The sequence below is a fragment of the Streptomyces paludis genome, assembly GCF_003344965.1.
Taxonomy (GTDB): domain Bacteria; phylum Actinomycetota; class Actinomycetes; order Streptomycetales; family Streptomycetaceae; genus Streptomyces; species Streptomyces paludis.
Window position 1 is genome coordinate 1,593,410 of sequence record NZ_CP031194.1, and the last position, 20,960, is coordinate 1,614,369.

21 protein-coding genes and 1 pseudogene are annotated in these 20,960 nt (G+C 72.0%); 11 read left to right on the plus strand and 11 right to left on the minus strand.

Features of this window, described 5'->3' with window-relative positions:
• Positions 1–79: 79 nt before the first annotated feature.
• A pseudogene (locus tag DVK44_RS06925) lies at positions 80–478 on the minus strand (nitroreductase family deazaflavin-dependent oxidoreductase); the annotation flags it as partial.
• Between the two features lie 295 nt (positions 479–773).
• Between DVK44_RS06925 and DVK44_RS06930 the strand changes: the two are divergent.
• Together DVK44_RS06930 and eno are read left to right on the plus strand one after the other, a co-directional pair.
• On the plus strand, positions 774–1,361 hold the full coding sequence (locus DVK44_RS06930) for an inorganic diphosphatase (protein WP_114658840.1): 588 nt from the start codon (positions 774–776) through the stop codon (positions 1,359–1,361).
• Between the two features lie 3 nt (positions 1,362–1,364).
• Entirely contained in the window at positions 1,365–2,663 is a 1,299-nt protein-coding gene (eno, locus tag DVK44_RS06935; RefSeq protein WP_114658841.1) for a phosphopyruvate hydratase, read from the plus strand.
• A gap of 21 nt (positions 2,664–2,684) precedes the next feature.
• Here eno and crcB (DVK44_RS06940) read toward each other — a convergent pair whose 3' ends face one another.
• The 3 genes from crcB (DVK44_RS06940) to crcB (DVK44_RS06950) are packed head-to-tail and all read right to left on the minus strand — an operon-like array spanning position 2,685 to position 3,855.
• Positions 2,685–3,059, minus strand: a complete 375-nt coding sequence (gene crcB, locus DVK44_RS06940; protein ID WP_114664956.1) for a fluoride efflux transporter CrcB — start codon at positions 3,057–3,059, stop codon at positions 2,685–2,687.
• A gap of 8 nt (positions 3,060–3,067) precedes the next feature.
• Positions 3,068–3,424 carry a DUF190 domain-containing protein gene (locus DVK44_RS06945; protein ID WP_114658842.1) on the minus strand — a complete coding sequence of 119 codons (357 nt, stop codon included), beginning with the start codon at positions 3,422–3,424 and terminating at the stop codon, positions 3,068–3,070.
• Positions 3,421–3,855, minus strand: coding sequence for a fluoride efflux transporter CrcB (gene crcB, locus DVK44_RS06950; RefSeq protein WP_114658843.1), 435 nt, complete (start codon positions 3,853–3,855; stop codon positions 3,421–3,423). Before crcB (DVK44_RS06950) ends, DVK44_RS06945 begins: the two co-directional genes overlap by 4 nt.
• Positions 3,856–4,075: 220 nt before the next feature.
• Here crcB (DVK44_RS06950) and DVK44_RS06955 point away from each other — a divergent pair, with 220 nt between their 5' ends.
• Both DVK44_RS06955 and DVK44_RS06960 read left to right on the plus strand, forming a co-directional pair.
• On the plus strand, positions 4,076–5,914 hold the full coding sequence (locus tag DVK44_RS06955; protein ID WP_114658844.1) for an SMI1/KNR4 family protein: 1,839 nt from the start codon (positions 4,076–4,078) through the stop codon (positions 5,912–5,914).
• Between the two features lie 11 nt (positions 5,915–5,925).
• Positions 5,926–6,522 carry a GNAT family N-acetyltransferase gene (locus tag DVK44_RS06960; RefSeq protein WP_408055390.1) on the plus strand — a complete coding sequence of 199 codons (597 nt, stop codon included), beginning with the start codon at positions 5,926–5,928 and terminating at the stop codon, positions 6,520–6,522.
• A 162-nt stretch (positions 6,523–6,684) separates the two neighbouring features.
• Here DVK44_RS06960 and DVK44_RS06965 read toward each other — a convergent pair whose 3' ends face one another.
• A complete protein-coding gene (locus DVK44_RS06965; RefSeq protein ID WP_181957417.1) occupies positions 6,685–6,999 on the minus strand; it encodes a hypothetical protein in 315 nt (104 codons plus the stop codon).
• Between the two features lie 207 nt (positions 7,000–7,206).
• Between DVK44_RS06965 and DVK44_RS06970 the strand changes: the two genes are divergently transcribed.
• Positions 7,207–7,896, plus strand: coding sequence for an RlpA-like double-psi beta-barrel domain-containing protein (locus DVK44_RS06970; RefSeq protein WP_114658845.1), 690 nt, complete (start codon positions 7,207–7,209; stop codon positions 7,894–7,896).
• Positions 7,897–7,959: 63 nt separating this feature from the next.
• Here the strand turns inward: DVK44_RS06970 and DVK44_RS06975 are convergent, their stop codons facing one another.
• A complete protein-coding gene (locus DVK44_RS06975) occupies positions 7,960–8,877 on the minus strand; it encodes a Gfo/Idh/MocA family protein (protein WP_114658846.1) in 918 nt (305 codons plus the stop codon).
• A 232-nt stretch (positions 8,878–9,109) separates the two neighbouring features.
• On the opposite strand from DVK44_RS06975, the gene DVK44_RS06980 reads away from it, so the two are divergent.
• The 4 genes from DVK44_RS06980 (at position 9,110) to DVK44_RS06995 (ending at position 14,033) form a co-directional block, all read left to right on the plus strand.
• Positions 9,110–10,627 (plus strand): hypothetical protein, encoded by a 1,518-nt coding sequence (locus DVK44_RS06980; protein WP_114658847.1) that lies wholly within the window; start codon positions 9,110–9,112, stop codon positions 10,625–10,627.
• Positions 10,600–11,838, plus strand: coding sequence for an ARPP-2 domain-containing protein (locus DVK44_RS06985; protein ID WP_114658848.1), 1,239 nt, complete (start codon positions 10,600–10,602; stop codon positions 11,836–11,838). The genes DVK44_RS06980 and DVK44_RS06985 overlap by 28 nt, the downstream gene beginning before the upstream one ends.
• 144 nt (positions 11,839–11,982) lie before the next feature.
• On the plus strand, positions 11,983–13,002 hold the full coding sequence (gene glnII, locus DVK44_RS06990; protein ID WP_114658849.1) for a glutamine synthetase: 1,020 nt from the start codon (positions 11,983–11,985) through the stop codon (positions 13,000–13,002).
• Positions 13,003–13,394: 392 nt separating this feature from the next.
• Complete coding sequence (locus tag DVK44_RS06995) at positions 13,395–14,033, plus strand: winged helix-turn-helix domain-containing protein (protein WP_114658850.1); 639 nt, start codon at positions 13,395–13,397, stop codon at positions 14,031–14,033.
• 75 nt (positions 14,034–14,108) lie between these two features.
• On the opposite strand, the gene DVK44_RS07000 is transcribed toward DVK44_RS06995, so the two are convergent.
• Positions 14,109–15,683, minus strand: coding sequence for a PepSY-associated TM helix domain-containing protein (locus tag DVK44_RS07000; protein ID WP_114658851.1), 1,575 nt, complete (start codon positions 15,681–15,683; stop codon positions 14,109–14,111).
• Between the two features lie 57 nt (positions 15,684–15,740).
• Positions 15,741–16,436: a hypothetical protein gene (locus DVK44_RS07005; RefSeq protein WP_114658852.1), complete on the minus strand. Its 696-nt coding sequence runs from the start codon at positions 16,434–16,436 to the stop codon at positions 15,741–15,743.
• 278 nt (positions 16,437–16,714) lie between these two features.
• Between DVK44_RS07005 and DVK44_RS07010 the strand changes: the two genes are divergently transcribed.
• Positions 16,715–18,328, plus strand: coding sequence for a DUF1996 domain-containing protein (locus tag DVK44_RS07010; protein WP_114658853.1), 1,614 nt, complete (start codon positions 16,715–16,717; stop codon positions 18,326–18,328).
• 166 nt (positions 18,329–18,494) lie between these two features.
• On the opposite strand, the gene DVK44_RS07015 is transcribed toward DVK44_RS07010, so the two are convergent.
• Both DVK44_RS07015 and DVK44_RS07020 read right to left on the minus strand, forming a co-directional pair.
• On the minus strand, positions 18,495–18,941 hold the full coding sequence (locus DVK44_RS07015) for a hypothetical protein (protein WP_228447021.1): 447 nt from the start codon (positions 18,939–18,941) through the stop codon (positions 18,495–18,497).
• A 104-nt stretch (positions 18,942–19,045) separates the two neighbouring features.
• A complete protein-coding gene (locus DVK44_RS07020) occupies positions 19,046–19,450 on the minus strand; it encodes a hypothetical protein (protein WP_181957418.1) in 405 nt (134 codons plus the stop codon).
• Between the two features lie 52 nt (positions 19,451–19,502).
• Between DVK44_RS07020 and DVK44_RS07025 the strand changes: the two genes are divergently transcribed.
• Positions 19,503–20,249: a TetR/AcrR family transcriptional regulator gene (locus DVK44_RS07025; protein WP_114658854.1), complete on the plus strand. Its 747-nt coding sequence runs from the start codon at positions 19,503–19,505 to the stop codon at positions 20,247–20,249.
• Here the strand turns inward: DVK44_RS07025 and DVK44_RS07030 are convergent.
• The gene (locus DVK44_RS07030; RefSeq protein ID WP_114658855.1) at positions 20,240–20,923 is read right to left on the minus strand and encodes a DUF4230 domain-containing protein; all 684 of its coding nucleotides are present in this window, start codon (positions 20,921–20,923) and stop codon (positions 20,240–20,242) included. The genes DVK44_RS07025 and DVK44_RS07030 overlap by 10 nt on opposite strands.
• Positions 20,924–20,960: the final 37 nt, after the last annotated feature.

Here is a 20,960-nt window from a genome sequence, read left to right on the forward strand (position 1 = left end):
CGTTCGGGGCGGCGGCTTCGCCGTTCGGCGTTGTGGTCGCGGTTGCGGTTGGTCAGGTGAGGTTCAGGTGGGCCGGGGTTTCCAGGGCGATCACGGGGATCACTCGGCGTGTTTGGGTCTGGTAGTCGGCGTAGCCGGGGGTGATGGACGTGATTCGTTCGAAGAGGTGGTCGCGGTGGGGGCCCGTGGCGGGGACCGCGATCGCTTCGTACCGTTCGGTGCCGATCTCCACCTGGACCGCGGGGTGGGCCAGCAGGTTGTGGTACCAGGCGGGGTGCCGGTCGGCGCCGCCTGCGGAGGCGACGAGGAGGAGCAGGCCGTCGGCGCGAACATAGCCGAGCGGGACGGTGTGTTCCGCTCCTGACCGTGCGCCGGTGGTGGTGAGCAGGAGAAGGTCGCCGCCCTCGAAGGGGCCGCCGACCTTTCCTCCGTTGGCGCGGAATTCCGCGATGACCGAATCGTTGAAAGACATGGGCATGCCGGGTGGGCTCTCCGGGATGGGGTGGGTGGTGGGGTCGTCAGGTGGGACGGGTGCGTACGCGCTGTATTTGTGCGTACGGGGGGCGCTGTCAGCTGCCCTGGGGACTCGGTCAGACGCGAGGCGCGGAGTGTGAACTCATGGCTCGATCCCTCGGTGAAGGTGCTCGCCCGATCACCGGCCCGCCCACTGCTCTTCGGCCGGTGTCACGCGACACGCGGACCATTAGAGCCACTCGCCGTTTCGCTGTCAACGCGCGCCGTCCCCCTGTCCCCCTGTGCCCCCGTGCGCCCGAATGGCCCGCGGGGCTGCGGGGTGTGGCACGGCGTGGTCGGATCCTGGTGTGGAGGCATTCGATGTGACCGTGGAGATTCCGGAGGGGTCCCGCAACAAGTACGAGATGGACCATCGCGCCGGGCGTATCCGGCTGGACCGGACGCTGTTCACCGCCACCCGGTACCCCGCCGACTACGGGTACATCGACGGCACCCTCGGCCGGGACGGGGAGCCGCTGGACGCGTTGGTGCTGGTGGGGCAGGCGACGTTTCCCGGGTGTGTGATCCGGTGCCGGGCCATCGGCATGTTCATGATGCGCGATGAGGCCGGTCCCGACGAGAAGGTGCTCTGCGTGCCCGCCGGTGATCCCCGCCATGCCGGGCTGCGGGAGATCAGCGATGTCCCCGACTTCGATCTGCTGGAGATCACCCACTTCTTCCAGGTCTACAAGGAGCTGGAGCCCGGCAAATCCGTGGAGGGGTCCCGCTGGGAGGGGCGTACGGAGGCGTACGCGGAGATCCGGGCCTCCCGGGAGCGGCTGGCCCGGGAAGCCGGGGGATCCGGGGTCGCTGGGGTCGCTGGTGGTTCTCCGTTCGCAGGCCGCTGACCCATGCTCCGTATCGCCCGCCTCCACGCCATCGAGATCCTCGACTCCCGCGCCCGACCCACCCTCGCCGTCACCCTGGAGACCGACAGCGGGCTACGGCTGCGGGCCGGGGTGCCCGCCGGGGTCTCCACCGGGGCCCGGGAGGCCGTCGAGCTGCGTGACGGCGATCCGGAGCGGTACGACGGGCAGGGCGTACGGCGGGCGGTGGCGCATGTGAACGGCGAGATCGCGCAGGCCCTCACCGGCCAGCGCTTCTCCTCGCTCGAAGAGCTGGACGCCACCCTGATCGACCTCGACGGCACCCCCGACAAGCACCGGCTGGGCGCCAACGCGCTCCTCGGGGTCTCGCTGGTCGCCGCCCGTACCGAGGCCGCGCAGTACGACCGCGCGCTGTGGCAGCAGCTCGCCGCGCTCTCGGGCGCGCCCGCGCTGCTGCCGGTGCCGCACTTCACCGTCGTCGGTGGGGGCGGCGGGGGCCATGGGGGCGGCCGTTTCCGGGAGTTCATGGTCGCGCCGCTCGGCGCGGCCTGCCTCGCGGACGCCGTACGCGCCGGCGCCGAGATCCACGCCCGGCTCGGCGCCCGGCTCATCGCCGCCGCCGACGCGGCCGGGCGCCCCCCGGTCGGCCTGGGTGACGAGGGCGGCTTCGCGCCCGCCATGGAGCGGCCCGAGGACGTACTGCGGGAGCTGGTCGGCGCCATCACCGACGCCGGGTACTCCCCCGGCCGGGACGGTGTGGCCATCGCGCTCGACCCGGCGGCGAGTGATCTCCGTACGGCGGACGGCCGTTACCTCGTCGCGGGCGACGAACTCACCTCCGACCAGCTCATCGACCGGTACGAGGAGATCGTCGACCGCTTCCCCGTGTGGTCCGTCGAGGACGGGCTCGGCGAGGACGACTGGGACGGCTGGGAGCGGCTGACCGCGCGGCTGGGCGGCCGGGTGCAGCTGATGGGCGACGATCTGTTCGCCACGCATCCGGCGCTCATCGCCGAGGCGATCGGCCGGAACGTCGCCAACTCCGCGCTGATCAAGGTCAATCAGATCGGCACGGTCACGGAGACCATGACCGCCATCGGGGTCTGCCGGGGAGCCGGCTACCGGCAGATGGTCTCCCACCGCTCCGGCGAGACGGACGACTCGTTCATCGCTGATCTGGCCGTCGGCGCGGGCTGCGGGCAGCTCAAGTCGGGCGGGCCGGCGCGCGGGGAGCATGTCGCCAAGTACAACCGGCTGCTGGAGATCGCCGACAGCCGGCCGGAGCTGCCGTTCGGTCTCTCCGTGCCGGTGGAGGGGTCCTGACCCCCTGCCCGTGCGTGCCTCTCACCGCCACACCACCGCCGCCAGCGCCACCCCCGCGTACACCGCCCCGAGCCCCGCCACCACACTCGCGACCACATTGGCCACCGCGTAGAACCGCGCGCCGTCCTCCGCCAGCCGCAGCGTCTCGTAACTGAACGTCGAGTACGTCGTCAGCGCCCCGCACAGCCCCGTACCGAGCAGCAGTTGGACGTGGGACGACGCCGCGCCCGCCGTGACCGCGCCGGTGACGACACCGAGGACAAGACAGCCGGCCACATTGACGACGAACGTCCCCCACGGGAAGACGGAGTCGTGCGCGCGCTGCACGGAGCGGTCGGTCAGATAGCGCAGCGGGGCGCCGACCATCGCGCCCAGGATGACGAGCAGCCAGTTCAGCGCCCCGTTCATCCGGCCTCGCCACGTCCCGTGTACCGGACGATCTCGCACGCGTCGAGGGTCACCAGGCCCTCCGCGACCAGCCCGTCGAGCTGCGGCAGAAACCCCCGTACCTTCTCCTCGGTGTCCACGACGACCACCGCCACGGGCAGCTCCTCGCTCAGCGACAGCAGCCGTTGCGTGTGGATCAGGGAGGTCGCCCCGAACCCCTCGATCCCCCGGAACACACTGGCCCCGGCCAGCCCGGCGGCATGCGCGCGGTGCACGATCTCGGTGTAGACGGGCCGGTGGTGCCAGAGATCGGACTCACCGACGTAGACCGTCATCCGCAGCCCCGGCACCACAGCGCCCGCTGGAAATGTCATGTCTGCCTCCACGCCAGTACGCGGCGTGTCAGCCACACCGCACTCCACACCGCGGCGAGCGCCGCGATCAGTGTCAGGCCCAGATACGCCAGCCCCGTGCGGGCCCGTCCGTCGGCCACCAGCCGCTGGACATCCACGGCGTACGTCGAGAACGTGGTGAACCCGCCCAGGACGCCCGTGCCGAAGAACGGCCGTACCAGGGGGTGTGTCCGCCACAGTTCGGTGATCACCACCATGAACACACCGATCACCGCGCACCCGGCCGCGTTCACGGCCAGCGTCGTCCAGGGGAAGGCGCCGGGGGCGGTGGGCCAGATCAGGGACGATCCGTAGCGGGCCGACGCGCCCGCCGCGCCACCGAGCGCGACGACGGCCACGACGGCCGGGGTCCGTGGGGAACGTCCCGGATATCCCAAACGTCCCAGGGGCATCTGTCTCTCCTACTCGCAGGGCGCCCGGCCGGGCGCGCGTCATCGCAAGTAGGGACCGTTGGCGGCGGGTCCGGTACGCGCCGCGGTTCGGGTACGGCGGGCCCCACCGCCGTACGGCCGCCCCGGAAGGCCGCCGTACGGACCAGGTTAGCCCCGGGTCCGCGGGGGCGGCCAGCCGGGCGGGGCGGTGGTTGTCAGTGGGCGCTGGCACCATGACCGCATGAAGACCTACAACTGGCGTCCGTTCCTGGAGCGGTGGAGCGAGGACTGGGCGCGCTCCCCCGTCGCGCGGGAGGAGTCACCGGGGACATGGCTGGGCTTTCCGGCGGCCGGGGAGGAGCGGATCGGCGCGCTGGAGGCGCGGCTCGGTGTGCCGCTGCCGCCGACGTACCGGTCCTTCCTGGCGACGACGGACGGGTGGCGGCCGGCCGGCTCGCGGATACCGCTGCTGGGTCCGGCGGACGGGGTGCGGCCGTACGCGGAGGGGGTGGAGGGGACCGGGGGCGGCGAGTGGGGCTCGGCGGTCCGGCTGTCCGGGGAGTCCGCGGAGTCCACCGATGTGATCGCGCTGCTCGATCCCGGTGAGGTGAACGCCGACGGGGAGTGGGCGGCCTATCTGCACCATGGGCCGGGCTCGCCCGCGCCGGAGCGGTACGAGACGTTCATGGAGCTGATGCAGGCCCTGTTCCGGGAGTTCCACCGGTCGCACCGGGACACGCCCGGTTTCGTGACCGAGACGACGCGCGAGCTGGACGCCGATGTCGAGGACGCGCGCGTGGCCTGTCTGGAGGGCGCGGAGGCCGACGGGCCGCTCGGGCTGCTGGTGGCGGCGTCCGAGTCCGGGCGGGCGCGGGCCCATGGGCTGCGGGCGCAGGTGGAGGCGCTGCTGAGTGGGGGCGATGTAGGGGGCGGTAATTGGGTTGGGGGTTCCTGGGCCGCCGGGAGCCCGGACGATCCGCTGTACGCGCGCGAGCTGCTGCCCCTGGCCGCGTGGTGGCGGCTGCGCGCCGGGCGTGCGGACGGGGGCGGGGACGGGGGCGGGGACGGCGAGGCGCCCGCCGTACTGCGGGAGATCCGCGAGCGTACGTTCCGGTACGAGGCTCCCGGGGCGTTCGGCGTCGCGGTCGTGGCCGCCCGGGAGCAGGCCCGCCGGGGCGCCACGGACGCGGCCTGGCACACGCTCGCGGCGGCCCTGGCCGACTGGGAGCCGTACGGGCCCGAGCAGCTGGCCCCGGTCGGGCTGCTCGCCGATCCGCTGCTCGGTCCGGTGATCACCCCGGAGCGCGGCCGGTACGTCCTGGAGACGCCCCGGGGCGAGGGCCGGTACGTAAACGGGTTGGTGGAAGACGAGGGCGCGTACGACGGCGGGGAGGGCGGCCGGGCGGACGGGCTCTCCTGGCTCGTGGACGACGCGCGGGAGCGTCACCCGTACCGCTTCGTGCTCGTACGGGACATCCCGCCGAGCGAGCTGGCCGGGCGGATCGGCGGCCCTGGAGCGGCGCTGCTGGCTCCGGCCGACGCGCGGGAGGCACGGGAGGCGGGCGCGCTGGCCCGGATCGGCGCGTGCGGGACGCGGGCTGCCGGGGAGGAGGCGAGCGGGTGGAGCTTCGCCTTCGACGTCGACAACGTCACTGGGGAGCCGGGCGGGTTCGGTGACGCGGTGTCGCGGGGCACGGCTGCGGTCACGGTGTGGTGCGACCAGGGCGACGGTGGGAGCGACGACGGCGGCGGCACGTTCCACTTCTCCTACGAGGAGGACGGGCGGCGGGTGTACGGGTTCACGGTCCGCGGCAACGGGATCGAGCGGTGGGGCCCGCTGCCGGAGGGCCTCGATCCGCTGGACCTCTTCCCCGGGGCGGAGCCGACCGAAGCGCCGGATGCCGCGCTGGACCCGGCCGACCCGCTGGATCCGGGTTCCGCGCCGGACCCGGGCGACCCGTTGGATCCGGACGACGAGTTCGAGGCTCTGGACGCCGTCGCGGAGGAGTTCGGGGTCTCGCTGCCGCGCTTCGCGATCGAGCGCGGCCGGCTGCACGCCGTGGCGGGTGAGCCCGCGTGACGACGATCCGTCTGACGCCTCTGCGTACGACCCCCATCGAGACCGCGCGGCTGACGCTGCTGCCCCTGAGCGTGGAGCACGCCGAGGAGATGGCCGCCGCTCTCGCCGACCCCGCGCTGCACACCTTCATCGGCGGGGAGCCCGCGACGGCGGAGGAGCTGCGCCGGAAGTACACCGCGATGGTCGCGGGATCGCCGCTGCCGGTCATCTCCTGGTGCAACTGGGTGATCGGCGTCAGGCGGCCGGACGTCCCTGACCGGACTGACGGGACTGACGGGACTGACCTGCCGGAAGGGCGGGACGGCCCGGACGGCCCGGACCCGCTGGCCGGCTACGTACAGGCGACCGTCGCCCCGGGGCGGCACGGCGCCGGGCCCGTCGCGGAGATCGCCTGGGTCGTCGGCACCCCGTGGCAGGGGCGCGGCTTCGCCAAGGAGGCGGCGCGCGGGCTCGTCCGCTGGCTGGAGGAGCGGGGCGTACGGACGCTGCGCGCGCATATCCACCCGGACCACCGGGCGTCGGCCGCCGTCGCGGCGGCGGTCGGGCTGGCGCCCACCGATGAGTGGTACGACAACGAAGTGCGCTGGCAGCGGCACCTCGACGGATGAGCGCGCGGTGGGCCGGCCGGCGGAACCCGGCCGGCCCACCGGCGCTGCTCGGCCGATCGGTCGAGTCAGCCGAGCAGTTGGGCAGTTGGGCAGTTGGGCAGTTGGGCAGTTGGGCAGTTGGGCAGTTGGGCAGTTGGGCAGTTGGGCAGTTGGGTCAGTACGTCAGGCGATCAGGGTGCGCACCATGCGGCAGGTGGTGTTGGACGGCCGGTGGATCCCGATCCGGGCCGCCGTGCTCCGTATCCGCCGGTTGTTCGCCTTCTCCGGCAGATACACGCCCGAGTCGAGCAGGGCGATGGCCAGGCGCATGGCCTTCAGACGGCGGTTGTGCGTCTCGTACCACTCGCGGGGCCGGCCCGCGGGCAGGGGCGCGCGCTTCAGGGGTGACGGTGTCCTGCCCGGCTTGCGGGCGGACGTACGGACCGGCTTGCTCACGGACTTCCCGGCGGACTTCGTTGTGATGCTGGCAACAGCCATCGGCGACCTCCCGGCACGGTGGTGGAACCCTCACGAACTACCCCCATTCTATCGCCCACCACTGACAATCGCCCCTGGCCAGAGGGGATTTGACGGTCTCGGGGAAGGGTTGGTTGAGCGGACGGGGCGGGCCGCGCGTATGTAACGGCGCACCGAATCCCCCCACCGGCCCCGCCCGTGCGCGGCCGGGAACAGGAGCCCCCACCCATGTCCCGTAAGAAGACGTTCAGCGGCAGGAAGAAGCTCGCTCTGCTCGCCGGTGCGGTGGCGCTGGCCGGCGGTACGGCGGTGATCATGACCGGTACGAGCCAGGCGTCGGTGGTCTGCGACGGACTGGCCACGGCGCTGCGCAACAACGAGGACTTCATCGCCGCCCAGCGCGCCACCCCGGACGCGCTCTCCGAGGCGCGGATCGCCAACCGTGTCGCGGTCATCGAGGAGATCCGGCTGAAGCAGAGGGCGTCCGGCTGCGATTCCGAGGCCGGAGGGGAGAGCGGCAGCGAGGACGCGAACGCGGGAGGGAACGCGGGCACGGGCGCGGATACGGGCGCGACCGGGGGCGGCGGCGACGCCACGGCCGCCCCCACCGACCCGGCGGGGGCGGCCGGCGAGGTCGTCTGCGCCGGTTCGACCGTCACGCTCTCCGGCGAGGCGGGTCCCCCGGCCGCGTCCAGCAATCAGTTCCCGGCCGGCACCGTCCTCCGGGTGACCAACCTCGACAACAACAAGTCGACGACGGTAGAGGTCACTTCGGTCTCCGGCAGCTGCGCCCTGCTCAACGACGCGGCGTTCGAGCTGGTCCGCGAGGACGGCAAGTTCCTGATCCGCAGAGCCCTGATCGAGCGGGTCCAGAGCGTCGAGTCGACGCCTCAGGAGCCGATCCGGAGCGTGAACTGACGGAACGGACCGAGGAGCGGGGGCAGGGCTAGGGTAGGGGTAAGGGGCGAGGAAAGGCTCCCCCTACTCCGCCCCCTGCGCGGCCACCTGCTCCTCCGCCGCCGCGAGGATCTCCGTAAGCCGCAGCCCGAACCGTACGTCGCAGGCGTGCGGCTGTCCCGTACGGACCGCTTCCAGCAGCGCGTCGACCGCCCGGCCGAAGGAGTCCACCGGATCGCCCCAGCCCTCCGGCAGCTCGGCCGTGCCGTGTTCGCCGCGGACTTCCAGCCCGGTGCCCGCGGCGGCGTGCGGCGCGCTCAGGCTCAGCGCCGCCGTGCTGGCCGCCCCCGACACATGCCGCAGCACGAGATGGGTGAGGTCGGGGCCGGTACGTGTCGCCCGTACCTCCGTGACATCGCCGAGCAGCGGGATCAGCGCGGACAGCGCGTGCGGTCCGACGTCCCACAGGCCGCCCTTCTCGCGGCGCCAGGGCGAGTCGGCGTACGGGCTCTCCGAGCCGGGCGCGAAGAGGCCGCCGAGCCAGTAGGCGTGCGCCGTGTACCAGCCGCCGCGCGCGGCCTGCTTCTCGACCCACTCCGCGGTCTGCGCCGCGAACCGCAGCGTGCAGAAGACCACGGACGCGACCCCGGCCTCCGCCGCCGCGTCCGCCACCGCGCGGGCGCCCGCCACGGTCGTCGCGACCGGCTTGTCCATGATCAGGTGGCAGCCCGCGGCGGCGGCCCGTACCGCCAGCGGCGCCTGGATGTCGGGCGGCAGCGCGAAGGCCACGGCGTCGCTCTCCGCGAAGAGGACATCGAGCCCCGCCTCGCCGGAGTGCGCGGTGGTGCCGTGTGCGGCGGCGAGCGCGGCGGCGGCCTCGGGCCGCCGCCCCCAGATGCCGCTGAACTCGATTCCGGGATGGGCGGCGAGGGCCGGCGCGTGGGTGTGTTCCGCCCAGGGGCCGGTGCCGAGGAGTCCGATACGTGGCTTGCTCGTGGTCATGACGGCCAGTGTGCCGGGTCGGAGCGGAGAACGGCACACCGCGCAGCGGGAAAACCGGTGGCCGCGCCCGCCCACGCCGGTGTTACGTTGCGGAGGCCGGCCGCGGGCCTTCGGCGCGACTTCCGGGACATGCCTCTGAAGCGTTGATTTCGCTGTTCGTGCCTCCATGCCCCGGCCGGCACCCGGGCACACCCGGGCACACCCGGGCACACCCGCGGGGGGAGGGAACACGGTGGCGGAGACCTTCGCCGAGCTGGTCGCGGCCGAGGACGTCCTGCTCTTCGTCAACGCGGCCGTCACCGCGACGGGCCAGCGCGAGTTCCGCTCCGGGCAGCGGGAACAGCGGCTCTCGCTCGCCTTCCTGCACGACTACGTACGGGTCAACTACCGCCCGGTCTACGCGGCGACGCTCGCCCTCGACATCAACGACCACAACGCGTGCCGGATCATCGAGGAGCTGCTGCGGACCGCGCGCGAGGCGACCCCCGAGGAGAAGCGGACCGAGGGCCGGCTGATTGCCGCCCGGCTGGCCGCGCTGCCGCCGCAGCGCGTCTACCGGCTGCTGCGCGCGCTCAGGACCGCCGGTGTCGGCAACCGCCGTACGCGCGCGATCGTGCGCGACTGGCTGGCGGCGCGGCCGGATCCGGCGTACGACGCGGTGAAGTACCGCGCCGGGCTCAAGGACGCCGCGCGCCATTTCCACCTGCCGCTCGCCCCTCCCCCGCTCGCCCCTCCCCCGGCCGTCGCATCCTCACCCTCCTCGCCCGGCGGCAGTGAGCTGGGCGACTTCCTCTTCGCGCCCGGCCGCCGCAAGAAGTACGCGCACCCGCTCCTCGACGCCCACCGCCGCGCCCACTTCGAGCAGGGCGCGCTGTACGAGCTGCCGTTCACCGCCGCCGAGGGGTTCGCGGCCCGGCACGGGATCGCGCGGGAGGTCTTCCTGACCCGGATGGCGCCCCGGATGACCCGCCTGGAGCGGCTCCGCACCGAGCGGTCAAACGCGGATAAAAGCCACCGCGGCCGTACGGACCTGGCCGTCATGCCGCTCACCCGGCTCGCGCTGTACGTCCTGTCCCTGCGCCGGGCCGAGCGCGCCGGCCGCCGGGCGGAGCTGACCGGGGCGCTGCGCGCGGCGGCCGGGCGCGTGGCCGGACCGTACGCGGGGACCTGGGGGCGGGTCGCCGCCGTACTGGACGACAGCTACTCCTCCTCCGGTTCGGGCGAGAAGCGCCGACGCCCGCTGGCGACCGCCCTGGCCTGCGGTTATCTGCTGGAGGCGCTGGCCGCGCCGGGAGCGTACGCCGCTCACTGGACCTCGGGCGGGACGGATCCGCTGCTTGTCGCGCCGTACGGCCCGACCCCGCTCGGCAGCCGGATCCTCGACGCGCTGGAGCACGCGCCGGAGCGGCTCGTCATCGTCTCCGACGGCTGGGACAACGCCCCGCCTGGACTGGCGGGCGAGGTGCTGCGGGTGTGGCGCACCCGGCTCGACCGGGAGCGGCGGACGGCCGTCACGCATCTGAACCCCGTATACGACGCGGACGTGTTCGATGTGCGCCGGCTGGCTCCGGGCGTGCCGACCGCGGGGATACGGGACGCCGAGGATCTGCCGGCCCTGGTGGAGATCGCGCGGTTCGCGGAGGGGCGTACGGACCCGGCGGAGCTGCGGGCGTATCTGGACGGGCGCGTGCGGCGGTTCCTCACGCGGGAGGAGGTGCGGCGGTGCCCCGGCTCGATCTCGACGGGCTGACCGCCCGTCCCGCGCAGGTCTGGGGCGGGATCCGCCTCGTACCGCTGGTGCGGGAACAGCCGATGGCCGGCCTGCGGCTGCGCCGGGAGGTCTACGGCGACACCGGCGGCGGCGCCGGTGACGAGGTGCTGGTGGATCCGGGGACGCGTTACGTGTCGTACATACCGCACGGGTTCGTCGCCGACTGGTCCGGCGAGGGGCCCGAGACAGGCGGCGGGCCGGGCGCCGCGTACGGCACCCAGCTCGGCAGCGGGCGGCCCGAGACCGTACGTGTGCACCGCCATCACCGGATGGTGAAGCGCCTGCCCAAAGACTCAAGGGCAGCCGGGGGCTCCGGGGGACCCGTCACGCGCGCCCGCTTCCTGCCGCTCCACCTCGCCCTGGAGGGCTATCTCGCGCTGCACTTCGGCGGCCCGTCCATCGCCTGGGACGAATGGTCCCGGCAGGCGGTACGGCACGGGCTCTCGCCGCGCGCCGAGGACGCGTATCTCGGGCTCACCGTCCGGGGGCTCGGTGACGCGCTGCGCGTCTTCGAGATCCACCCCGGGCAGTGCGGCGTGCTGATCCACACGGCGGACGCGCTCGCCGCCGCCTTCGTGGTGCCGCACCCGGACGACTACCGCGCCCTGCACCCCAGTCTGCTCCAGGACCTGTTCGGGGAGCTGGTGCACCAGTACGCGTTCTACGGCGGCCGGGTGCCGGAGTTCGGGGCCCGGATCCGCGACGGACGGCGGCTGGAGACGCTCGCCGATCTGCGGGCGGCGGCGCGGGAGCAGGAGCGGGCGTGGGCGCGGTCGTACACGCCGCTGCTGGCCCAGGGGCTGCTCTCCGCGTCGTACTCCTTCGAGCGGGTCTACCGGATGGGGGACTTCACGCTGCGGCGCTTCCTGCCGTCGTTCCACCGGGGTGACGCCGCAGGGCGGGCCGGGCGGCGCGAGACGGAGCAGCACATCGGGGAGGTGATCAGCGACCACAAGGGGCGGACCGCGTATCTGAAGACGTTCCGGCTCTCCGACGCGCAGATCAGGCGGGGCCATCTGCTGTCCCGGCTGGCCGCGCACGACTGGCAGCTGGACCGGACGGCGGAGGCGCTGGGCACGGGGCGCGAGGAGCTGGTGCGGCGGATCCACGCGGCGGGCTTCGGGGCGCTGCTGAACGCACAGCTGCTGAACACCCACGTCCGAACACCCATGTCCCGAACGCCCACGTAACCCGCACACAGCATGAACCGCACACATCCGCGCGGAACAAATGAAACCTGAGTAACACGCGGTTCACCGAGGAGCAACGGTAGGGAAATCACATATTGCGAGGCTGTCGGTCAAACCTGCTGCACCCGCAAAGGATGAGGCCCCGTGACGTTCAAGGCTGAGTACATCTGGATCGACGGAACCGAGCCGACGGCCAAGCTGCGCTCGAAGACGAAGATCCTCAGTGACGGCGCCGAGCTGCCCATCTGGGGCTTCGACGGGTCGAGCACGAACCAGGCCGAGGGCCACGCCTCCGACCGCGTGCTCAAGCCGGTCTTCTCCTGCCCGGACCCGATCCGCGGCGGCGACGACGTCCTCGTCCTGTGCGAGGTCCTGAACATCGACATGACGCCGCACGAGTCCAACACGCGGGCCGCGCTGACCGAGGTCGCGGAGAAGTTCGCCGGCCAGGAGCCGATCTTCGGCATCGAGCAGGAGTACACGTTCTTCAAGGGCGCCCGCCCGCTCGGCTTCCCCGAGGGCGGTTTCCCGGCGGCGCAGGGCGGCTACTACTGCGGTGTCGGCTCGGACGAGATCTTCGGCCGGGCGATCGTCGAGGCGCACCTCGACAACTGCCTGAAGGCGGGGCTCGGCATCTCCGGGATCAACGCCGAGGTCATGCCCGGGCAGTGGGAGTTCCAGGTCGGCCCGCTGGCGCCGCTGGTGGTCGCGGACCAGCTGTGGATCGCCCGCTGGCTGCTCTACCGCACCGCCGAGGACTTCGACGTCTCCGCGACGCTCGACCCGAAGCCGGTGAAGGGCGACTGGAACGGCGCCGGCGCGCACACCAACTTCTCGACGAAGGCCATGCGCGAGGGGTACGACGCGATCATCACCGCGTGCGAGTCGCTGGGCGAGGGCTCCAAGCCGCTCGACCACGTCAAGCACTACGGCGCGGGCATCGACGACCGGCTGACCGGGCTGCACGAGACCGCCCCGTGGAACGAGTACAGCTACGGCGTCTCGAACCGCGGCGCGTCCGTCCGTATCCCGTGGCAGGTCGAGCAGGACGGCAAGGGGTACATCGAGGACCGCCGCCCGAACGCCAACGTCGACCCGTACCTGGTCACGCGGCTGATCGTGGACACCTGCTGCTCGGCTCTGGAGAAGGCCGGCCAGGTCTGACGACCCACGGCACCATGATCCGATCCGCGGCTCCGCGCCGCGCCGGCTCCCTCGGGGGGCGACCGCCGACACGGTGGTCGCCCCCCGCTGCCGTGCGACGCCGGTGTGTGTTCGTATCGACAGATGAAAGGGGCGTGCTGAGGGACGGCGATGTCTGCTTCAATGGAGCCATGGCCAGCTTCCAGCACACCGTGACAGGTCGTCGTACCGACCTGGAGCCGTTCTGGCCGTCCCGGCAGCATCACGACTTCGACCGGGTGTGTTGCCGCGCGAGGAACGCGTCGGCCCTCTAAAGCCATTTTCTGGCCTTCGGCCGCCGCGCAGACGTACGTCTCTCCCGTCCGTCCTCCTGTCGTTCCGGCGACTCCTCCGCGCGAAAGAGCTGACCCCTCATGGCGAACTCCCTTTCCTTCTCGGCCGCCACCGCCACCGCACCCGCTCACTCCGGCTCCGCCCACCCCGGCTCCGCCGCGCCCTCGCTCGGCCGGGGCAGGCTGCGGGCCGTGGACCGCGACGAGACCGCGCCGCCCGTACCGGCCGCCGTGCCCGTACCGGCCCATGTCGTGGACTTCCTGCCGCCCGGTGCCACCTGGCTGCCGGCGCCTCAGCACACGCTGCCGTCCCTGCCGGGGCAGCCGCCGATGATCGGCTATCTGGTGCTCGTACCGGCGGACCAGCACACCGCCGTCACGGCCGCCGCCGCTGCTCCGTACCCCGCGGGGCACCCCGCCGGGCGTACGGAGCCGGACGGCGGGCCCGTGCTGGTCGACAGCGTCCAGCGGACCGCCGCCGTGGACGGCGAGCGGCTGGATCTCACGTACCTCGAATTCGAGCTGCTGGCGCATCTGGTGGCGCATCCGAACCGGGTGCACACGCGCGACCAGCTGGTGACGACGGTCTGGGGCTACGGCCATGTCGGCGACGGCCGGACCGTCGATGTCCATGTGGCGCGGCTGCGGCGCAAGCTGGGCGCCGCGCACCGGCACACCATCCAGACCGTACGGCGCGTGGGGTACAAGTACACGCCCTGACAGGGCTGTTACGGGTGTTACGACAAGCGAGCCCCGGCCGACCGGACTTCTCCGGCCGGCCGGGGCTCCGTCGTGCTACGCGTCCACCGGGACGTCCTTCCCGCTCTTCTCGCCGTTCCCGCCCTTCCTGGCCCGCGCGACCACACCCAGCACCCCGTCCACGACGAGGAACACGAGCAGGCTGATCCCGAGCAGCGGGAGGAACCAGCCGACCAGCGCCGTCACGGCCACGAGCGGCAGCAGCAGGGTCAGCGGCACCTTGCGCCAGGCGCCGCGCGGTATGGGCCGGCCCGCGCTGAACGCACGCTCCTTGGTGGGGCGGCGCAGCCACCACATCCGGTAGCCCCAGATGATCAGCACGATCAGGGAGACGGCCAGCGCGGCGAGCGCGAGCTGGTTGACCATGCCGAGGTACACGCCGGTGTGGGCGTCGATACCGATCCGGGTCAGCTTGGCCAGCAGGGGGTAGTCGGCGAAGCGCAGTTCGTCGATGACCTTGCCGTTGGCGGGGTCGACGGCGATGGAGTCGAGACGGACGGGGAACTGCCTGTCGGTCTCCGCGATCACATAGCCGACTCCCTCGGTCGGCAGCGTCACCTGGATCGGCCCGTCCAGACCGGCCTGCCGGGCGGCGACCACGGCGAGGTCGACGCCGATGTCCTCGCCGTCCGCCGAGTGGTCCATTCCGGGCATGCTGGCGCCGGATCCGTGCCCGCTGTGATCGTCTCCCCCACCGGAGCCGCCGCCGTCGAGGGACGCCGAGACGGACGGGGTGGAGCTGCCGAGCTGGTCCTTGATCTCGGAGATGTTGGCGCCCGCGTACTTCGACCAGGTCAGCCCGGTGGCGGAGAGCAGGACGAGTCCGGTGACGGCCCACAGTCCGAGCGTGCCGTGCAGTGAGAGCGTCCTGCGCCGGCCGGTGGTGCCGCGCTCGGGGAGGATCAGCGCCCGCTTCGAGGCGCGCTTGCGGCCGATCCAGAGGAAGAGTCCGCCGAGTGCCACCACCCACAGCCAGCTGGCGGCCAGCTCGCTGTAGAAGAGACCGGGCTCACCCAGCTGGAGGTGGCGGTGGAACTCGGAGAGCCAGCCGCGCACCGGCAGGGCCAGGGAGCTGCCGTAGGTGTCCAGCGCGCCCCGTACCTCGGCGGTGTACGGGTCGACGAAGACGGCGAGGGAGTGGTGCTCCTTCAAGCCGGGCGCGGACATCATGACCTTGGTGGTCTCTCCCTTCTCCGACGGCAGGCGTACGGAGGTGACGGTGCCCTCCGGGTGGGCGGCGCGGGCGGCGGCGATCTGGTCGGCGACCGGCTGGACGCGGTCACCGACCGGGGCGCGCAGCTCGTGGCGGTAAATGACCTTCTCGGCCTGGAAGGAGAGCGAGTAGAGGAATCCGCTGGTGGCAGCCACGAGCAGCAGGGGCGCTATCAGCAGGCCCGCGTAGAAGTGGAGCCGCAGGACGAGGGGGCGCAGCGCGCTCCATCCGGAGGCCCTGGGAGTCCCTGAGGCCCCTGCCGCGGCACCCGAGGGTGGTGCGGCGGGGGTCTTCTTCGGCTCGGCGGGATCCTTCTTCGGCTCGGTGGCGGTCTTCTTCGGCTCGGCGGCGGTCTCGTCATCGGTACCGGTCCCCTGTACGGGGTCGTCAATGGCCATGACTGTCCTAAGAGTTGGCGTCGGCATGGGGAAGGCAGCCCCGGCCGTCGGCCAACGTCAGGCAGTGCTGAGGGCGGCGGCTCCCGGGGCTGTGGCGCGGGCAGTACGGCCGGCCGGCGGGCCACGCCGCGACAGGGCGTGCGCGAGGACGGCCCCGCGCAGCCTGTGCGCCACGGGGGCGCCGGCGCGGGGCCTCGGCCGCCGGGGCGCCGCGGGCGGCCGGACGGTGGCGAGGAGCAGCCGCAGCGGGGCGAAGGCGAGCGCGCGGGCGGCGCGGCCGAGCCGGAACAGGGCGGCCTCGCCCCGGGCCAGCCAGAGGGCGCAGAAGAGGGCGGCGAGGACGTGGGCGGCGATCATCGCGGCGGAGCCGCCGAGAAGACCGTCCGCGGCGGCCACCGCGGCGGGATCGGCACCGGTGGTGGTGCCGCTCATGTCCATACCGGTGTGCGCGGCCGTCGACATGGATGTGGACAGTCCGTACGGCAGCGCCCCGGCGAGGATCAGGTGCAGCAGCGCCTGGACGGTGAGCAGCCCGGCGCCGATCGACCCGGCACCCCGGCGGCGTCCGGCCGCGAGCCACGCGACCACCCCGGTCACGGCGAACGCCGTCCACAGCGCGCCGGGCGCCGGCGCGTGCGCGGAGGCGCCCGCCGGTCCGGACGCCAGCGCGTGCCCGATCGCCGCGAGCGTCACGCAGACCGCGGCGAAGGCGGCGGCGCGCAGGGCGCGTATCGGTGACCGGGCGTCTGTCATGGTCCGCACATGCTCCCATCCCCGCGTAGTGCCCGGACACTCCCCGGCACCGGGATATACGGACGACCCCGGCCGCGCGCTCACCGGTCCCCGGCCCCTCAGGTCCGGACCTGTTGGGGTGATTGCCGGGGTACGCCCGGTTTGTTGATGGAGATTTCTATGAATTCCCGGAGCGGCTGAACACCTCCTGTAGGAAGCCCGTATGGAACGGAGCGCTTCGCTTCTCCCCCTGCCGCGATTTTCCTGTAACCGGCAACGAAGCTTGAGGAGTTAGTTCCATGGCACGTACATCGAGAAAACGCTCCACAACGGCAAACCGGGCGATCGCCGCCGGGGCTGCCTTGCTCCTTGGCGGGGGCGGGCTGGTAGCGGCCAACGTCTACGCGTCTGCGGGGGAGAACAAATCTTCCACGCAGAGCCAGAACGTCGCGCAGTCGTGGTCGACCATCAGTTGCCCGGACATCGCCACGCAGAGCCAGCTGGCGAACGTACCGGAGGCTGCCCGGCCCGAGGTCGACCGTAACCTCGCCCTGCTGGACACGCAGATCACCGAGGCGTACAAGCGGTTCGCCGACGAGAAGGCGCAGATCGCCCGCGATCCCGGGTTCGCCCAGAGCGCCATCCTGGGTCCGCTCCAGTCCAAGCGTTTCGCCACCATCGACCGGATCGCCATCGCGATCGGCCGGGTCGCCCAGAAGCCGACGGGTCTGGACGCGCTGTCCGCCTGCAAGCTCCAGGCCGACAACACCCCGAAGGCCGGCAACGGCAACAACAACGGCGGTGGCAACAACAACAACGGTGGCCAGAACAACGGCAACAATGGCGGCAACAACGGCGGCCAGAACAACGGCGACAACGGCGGTAACAACGGCGGCCAGAACAACGGCGGCGGCGACCAGGGTCAGAACGGCGGCCAGAACGGCGGTCAGGGTGACGGTCAGAACCAGGGTCAGGACGGCGGCCAGAACGGCGGCCAGGATGGCGGTCAGGGCGGCGGCCAGGGCGGTAACGGCCCCGAAGCCTCCGACTTCGTCGACATCACGAGCGTCCAGCCGAACGTCAAGAACGTCCGTAACGGCCGGGGCGGTTCGAAGGGCACCTTCAGCAGCGACTGCGGTGTCAACGAGAACCGGATTTTCAACTCGGACAATGTGATCGTGGCGCCCGGTGTGACCAATGGCGCGCACCACTTCCACGACTACATCGGCAACCAGAACAACGACGCGTTCGCGACCGACGAGAGCCTCGCCAACGGCTCGACCTCCTGCAAGAACCAGGGCGACAAGTCCTCGTACTTCTGGCCGGTCGTCCGTCTCCAGAACGGTGAGAACGAGGAAGACGCCAACAAGGACGGCGGCGGCCTCGAAGGCAACGTCGGCAAGATCCAGCGTCCCTCGCAGGTGACGAACGTGTTCGTCGGCAACCCGAAGTCCAAGGTTGTCGCCATGCCGCGGCTGCTGCGCATCATCACCGGTGACGCCAAGGCGTTCGTCAACGGCAACGCCAACGCCAACGCGTCGTGGAGCTGCACCGGGTTCGAGAACCGCCAGCTGAAGGACAAGTACCCGATCTGCCCGCAGGGCAGCCAGGTCGTCCGTACCTTCAAGTTCCAGAGCTGCTGGGACGGTCAGAACATCGACAGCGCCAACCACCGTACGCACGTCGCGTTCGCCGGTGCCGACGGCCGCTGCCAGAACGGCTTCCAGGCCATCCCGCAGCTGGTCCAGCGCATCGTCTACAACGTGCCCCCGGGCCCGGGCTTCGCGGTGGACTCCTTCCCGGAGCAGCTGCACAAGCCGGTCACCGACCACGGTGACTTCATCAACGTCTTCGACGAGAACCTGATGAACACGCTCGTCAGCTGCATCAACGAAGGCCGTAAGTGCAAGTAGGGCACCAGCGGCGCCGGCCGGCCGACGCGTAGTCGGCCGGCACCGGCACCGGCGGTGGTGAGGGAGTGGGCCGGGCCCCGATCGGACGGATTCCGACCGGCCGGGGCCCGGCCCACTCCCCCTCCCTCTGCTCTCCCCCCACACTCCCCACAGCCGCGCTGCGCGGTCAGCTCATGTCGTGACCCGAATGCTCCTCGTCCCCCCCACTGTCGCCGCTCTCCCCCGAGTGGTGCGACGAGCCGCTCTCCACGGTCCCGCCGAGTTGGCCGCGCAGCGCTTCTATGACCTTCTCCTCGCCGACGGCGACCCACTTCCTGCCGACGAGGTAGGAACCGCCGTAGTCCTTGGCCTCGTTGATCCACTCGCGCAGACCGCGGTCGGTCGCGAAGGTGGCGAGCACCCATTTGCCGTCGTCCGTATCGCAGTTGGCCTGTCGCAGCTCGGCCGACTCGGCGCTTATGTGCGGCTTGCACTCCGCCTGCGCGGCGATCTTCTCCAGGCTCCCGGTCGCCTCTTTCGGCGTCTCGGGAGCCTTCTCGTCGTTCGCGCCACAGCCCGCCGTGAGAAGCAGGGTCAGGGCCGCCAGTACCACCAGGGATCGTTCCTTACGCATACGCACATCGTCCCCCGTAACTCCGCTTCCGCGCCCATGATCGGGCGGGATATGGGAGAGATATGGGGCACGCGGCGAGACATGCGGTGAGGCACCCGGCGGTGTTACGGCAGCAGCAGCCAGTCCGCGCCCAGCGCCGCCACCAGGGTCAGCCCCAGCAGCCAGGTGCCCAGCCGGGTACGCCCGTGCCGGCTCAGCTCGATCACCACACCGCACATGATCATCGCGATCCCGTACACCCCGACCACCAGCACCGAGGTGCGCTCCGCGAGCCGGACCACCAGCAGCGCCGCCAGTCCGGTGAGGAACACCGACGCGACCGCCACTCCGAGCAACCGCGCCTGACGGGGCGTCAGCCCGTCGTACTCCGGATCCGCCGGGTCCATCGCCGGGTCGGTCACGAGGCCGACCGCCGGGTCCGCAGACCGGTCCGCCGGCCGCTCCGGCGCCGGGCCCTCAAGGTCCGGAATCGGGGTGTCAACGGCCGCGTCCTGGTCAGATGTGCTCATGGAGCGCGAGCGTATCCGAGATCCCACCGGCCCCGCCGGTTAGGCTGTTGGTATGACGACCGGGGTACGCCGCAGGATGGGCGTCGAGGAGCGCAAGCAGCAGTTGATCGGGGTGGCCCTCGAACTCTTCAGCCACCGCTCCCCCGACGATGTCTCCATCGACGAGATCGCCTCGGCCGCCGGTATCTCCCGCCCGCTCGTCTACCACTACTTCCCCGGCAAGCAGAGCCTGTACGAGGCGGCGCTGCGCCGGGCCGCCGACAAGCTGGCCGCGAGCTTCGTCGAGCCGCGCGAAGGCCCCCTGGGCGCGCGGCTGCTGCGGGTGACGGGGCGCTTCTTCGACTTCGTGGACGATCACGGCCCGGGTTTCAGCGCGCTGATGCGCGGCGGCCCGGCGGGCGGCTCCTCCACGGCCAACGCCATGGTCGACGAGGTGCGGCAGGCCGCGTACGGCCAGCTCCTGTGGCATCTCGACGTCGATCCCGCCGGGCCGCCCGCCCGGCTGGAGCTGGTCGTACGGTCCTGGGTGTCGCTGGCCGAGACGACGGCGCTGCTCTGGCTCGACGGGCGCCGGATCCCGCGGCGCGAGCTGGAGTTGCAGCTGGTGCACGACTTCGGGGCGCTGGCCGCGGTGAGCGCCGCGTACGACGCGGAGATGGCCGCGATCCTGCTGCGCGGGGTCGCGGACGAGCCGGCCGACGGCGCGTTCGCGGATCTCCTCGGCCGGCTGTCCCTGCTGGGCACGGGCGGTACGGCCCCGCCCGCTTCGGGCGTCCCGGGTCAGCGCGTTCAGGCGTAGACGACCGTCACCTGGGTGAAGCCCAGCGAGTGCAGCAGCCCCTGGAGCATGGCGGTGGTGTTCTTCTCGGCGCGGCCGGTCAGTTCGCTCTCCTCGGCGGCCTCGCCGATGTGCCGGGCGGCGAGCTGGTTCACGGCGCGTTCGTCGGCCGGGTTGTCGGAGAAGAGATCCCCGAGCCGGTCGAGCAGTCCGCGCTGCTTGGATACGGCGTAGGAGCGGTCGGGGTCCATCGCCGGCTTGCCGAGCACCGCGTGGGGCAGCCGGATCGTCGCGGTGGTGCGGTCGCCGTTGACCTGGACGCTGTCCTCCCCGATACCGCCGAAGTCGACGTACGAGGAGACCGTGCCCGCGCCCACGAAGAGGGTGCGGGTGCCGCGGAGGGCGTCGGGCAGATACTTGGTGTCCTTCTCCAGGTCCACGACGACCTGGAAGTTGCCCGAGGCCGCTTCGTAGCGGTCCAGATCCTGGATCGATTCGAGCAGGGTCGGTCCGGTCCGGTCATGGGTCTCCTCCCCGAACAGGTTGCCGAATCCGGGCAGCAGGTCGAGCCGGCTGCCGAGGAACAGCAGCGCGGCCACGGTCACGAGGACCAGGGGAACCTTTCCCCACCAGGGCAGCCGCGCGGAACGCTGCTCGCGACGGCTCTCTTCCGGTTTCGCGTCGGTGGACGTCATACCCACCTGATGTCCCGCACGGCTCCGTTCACACGGT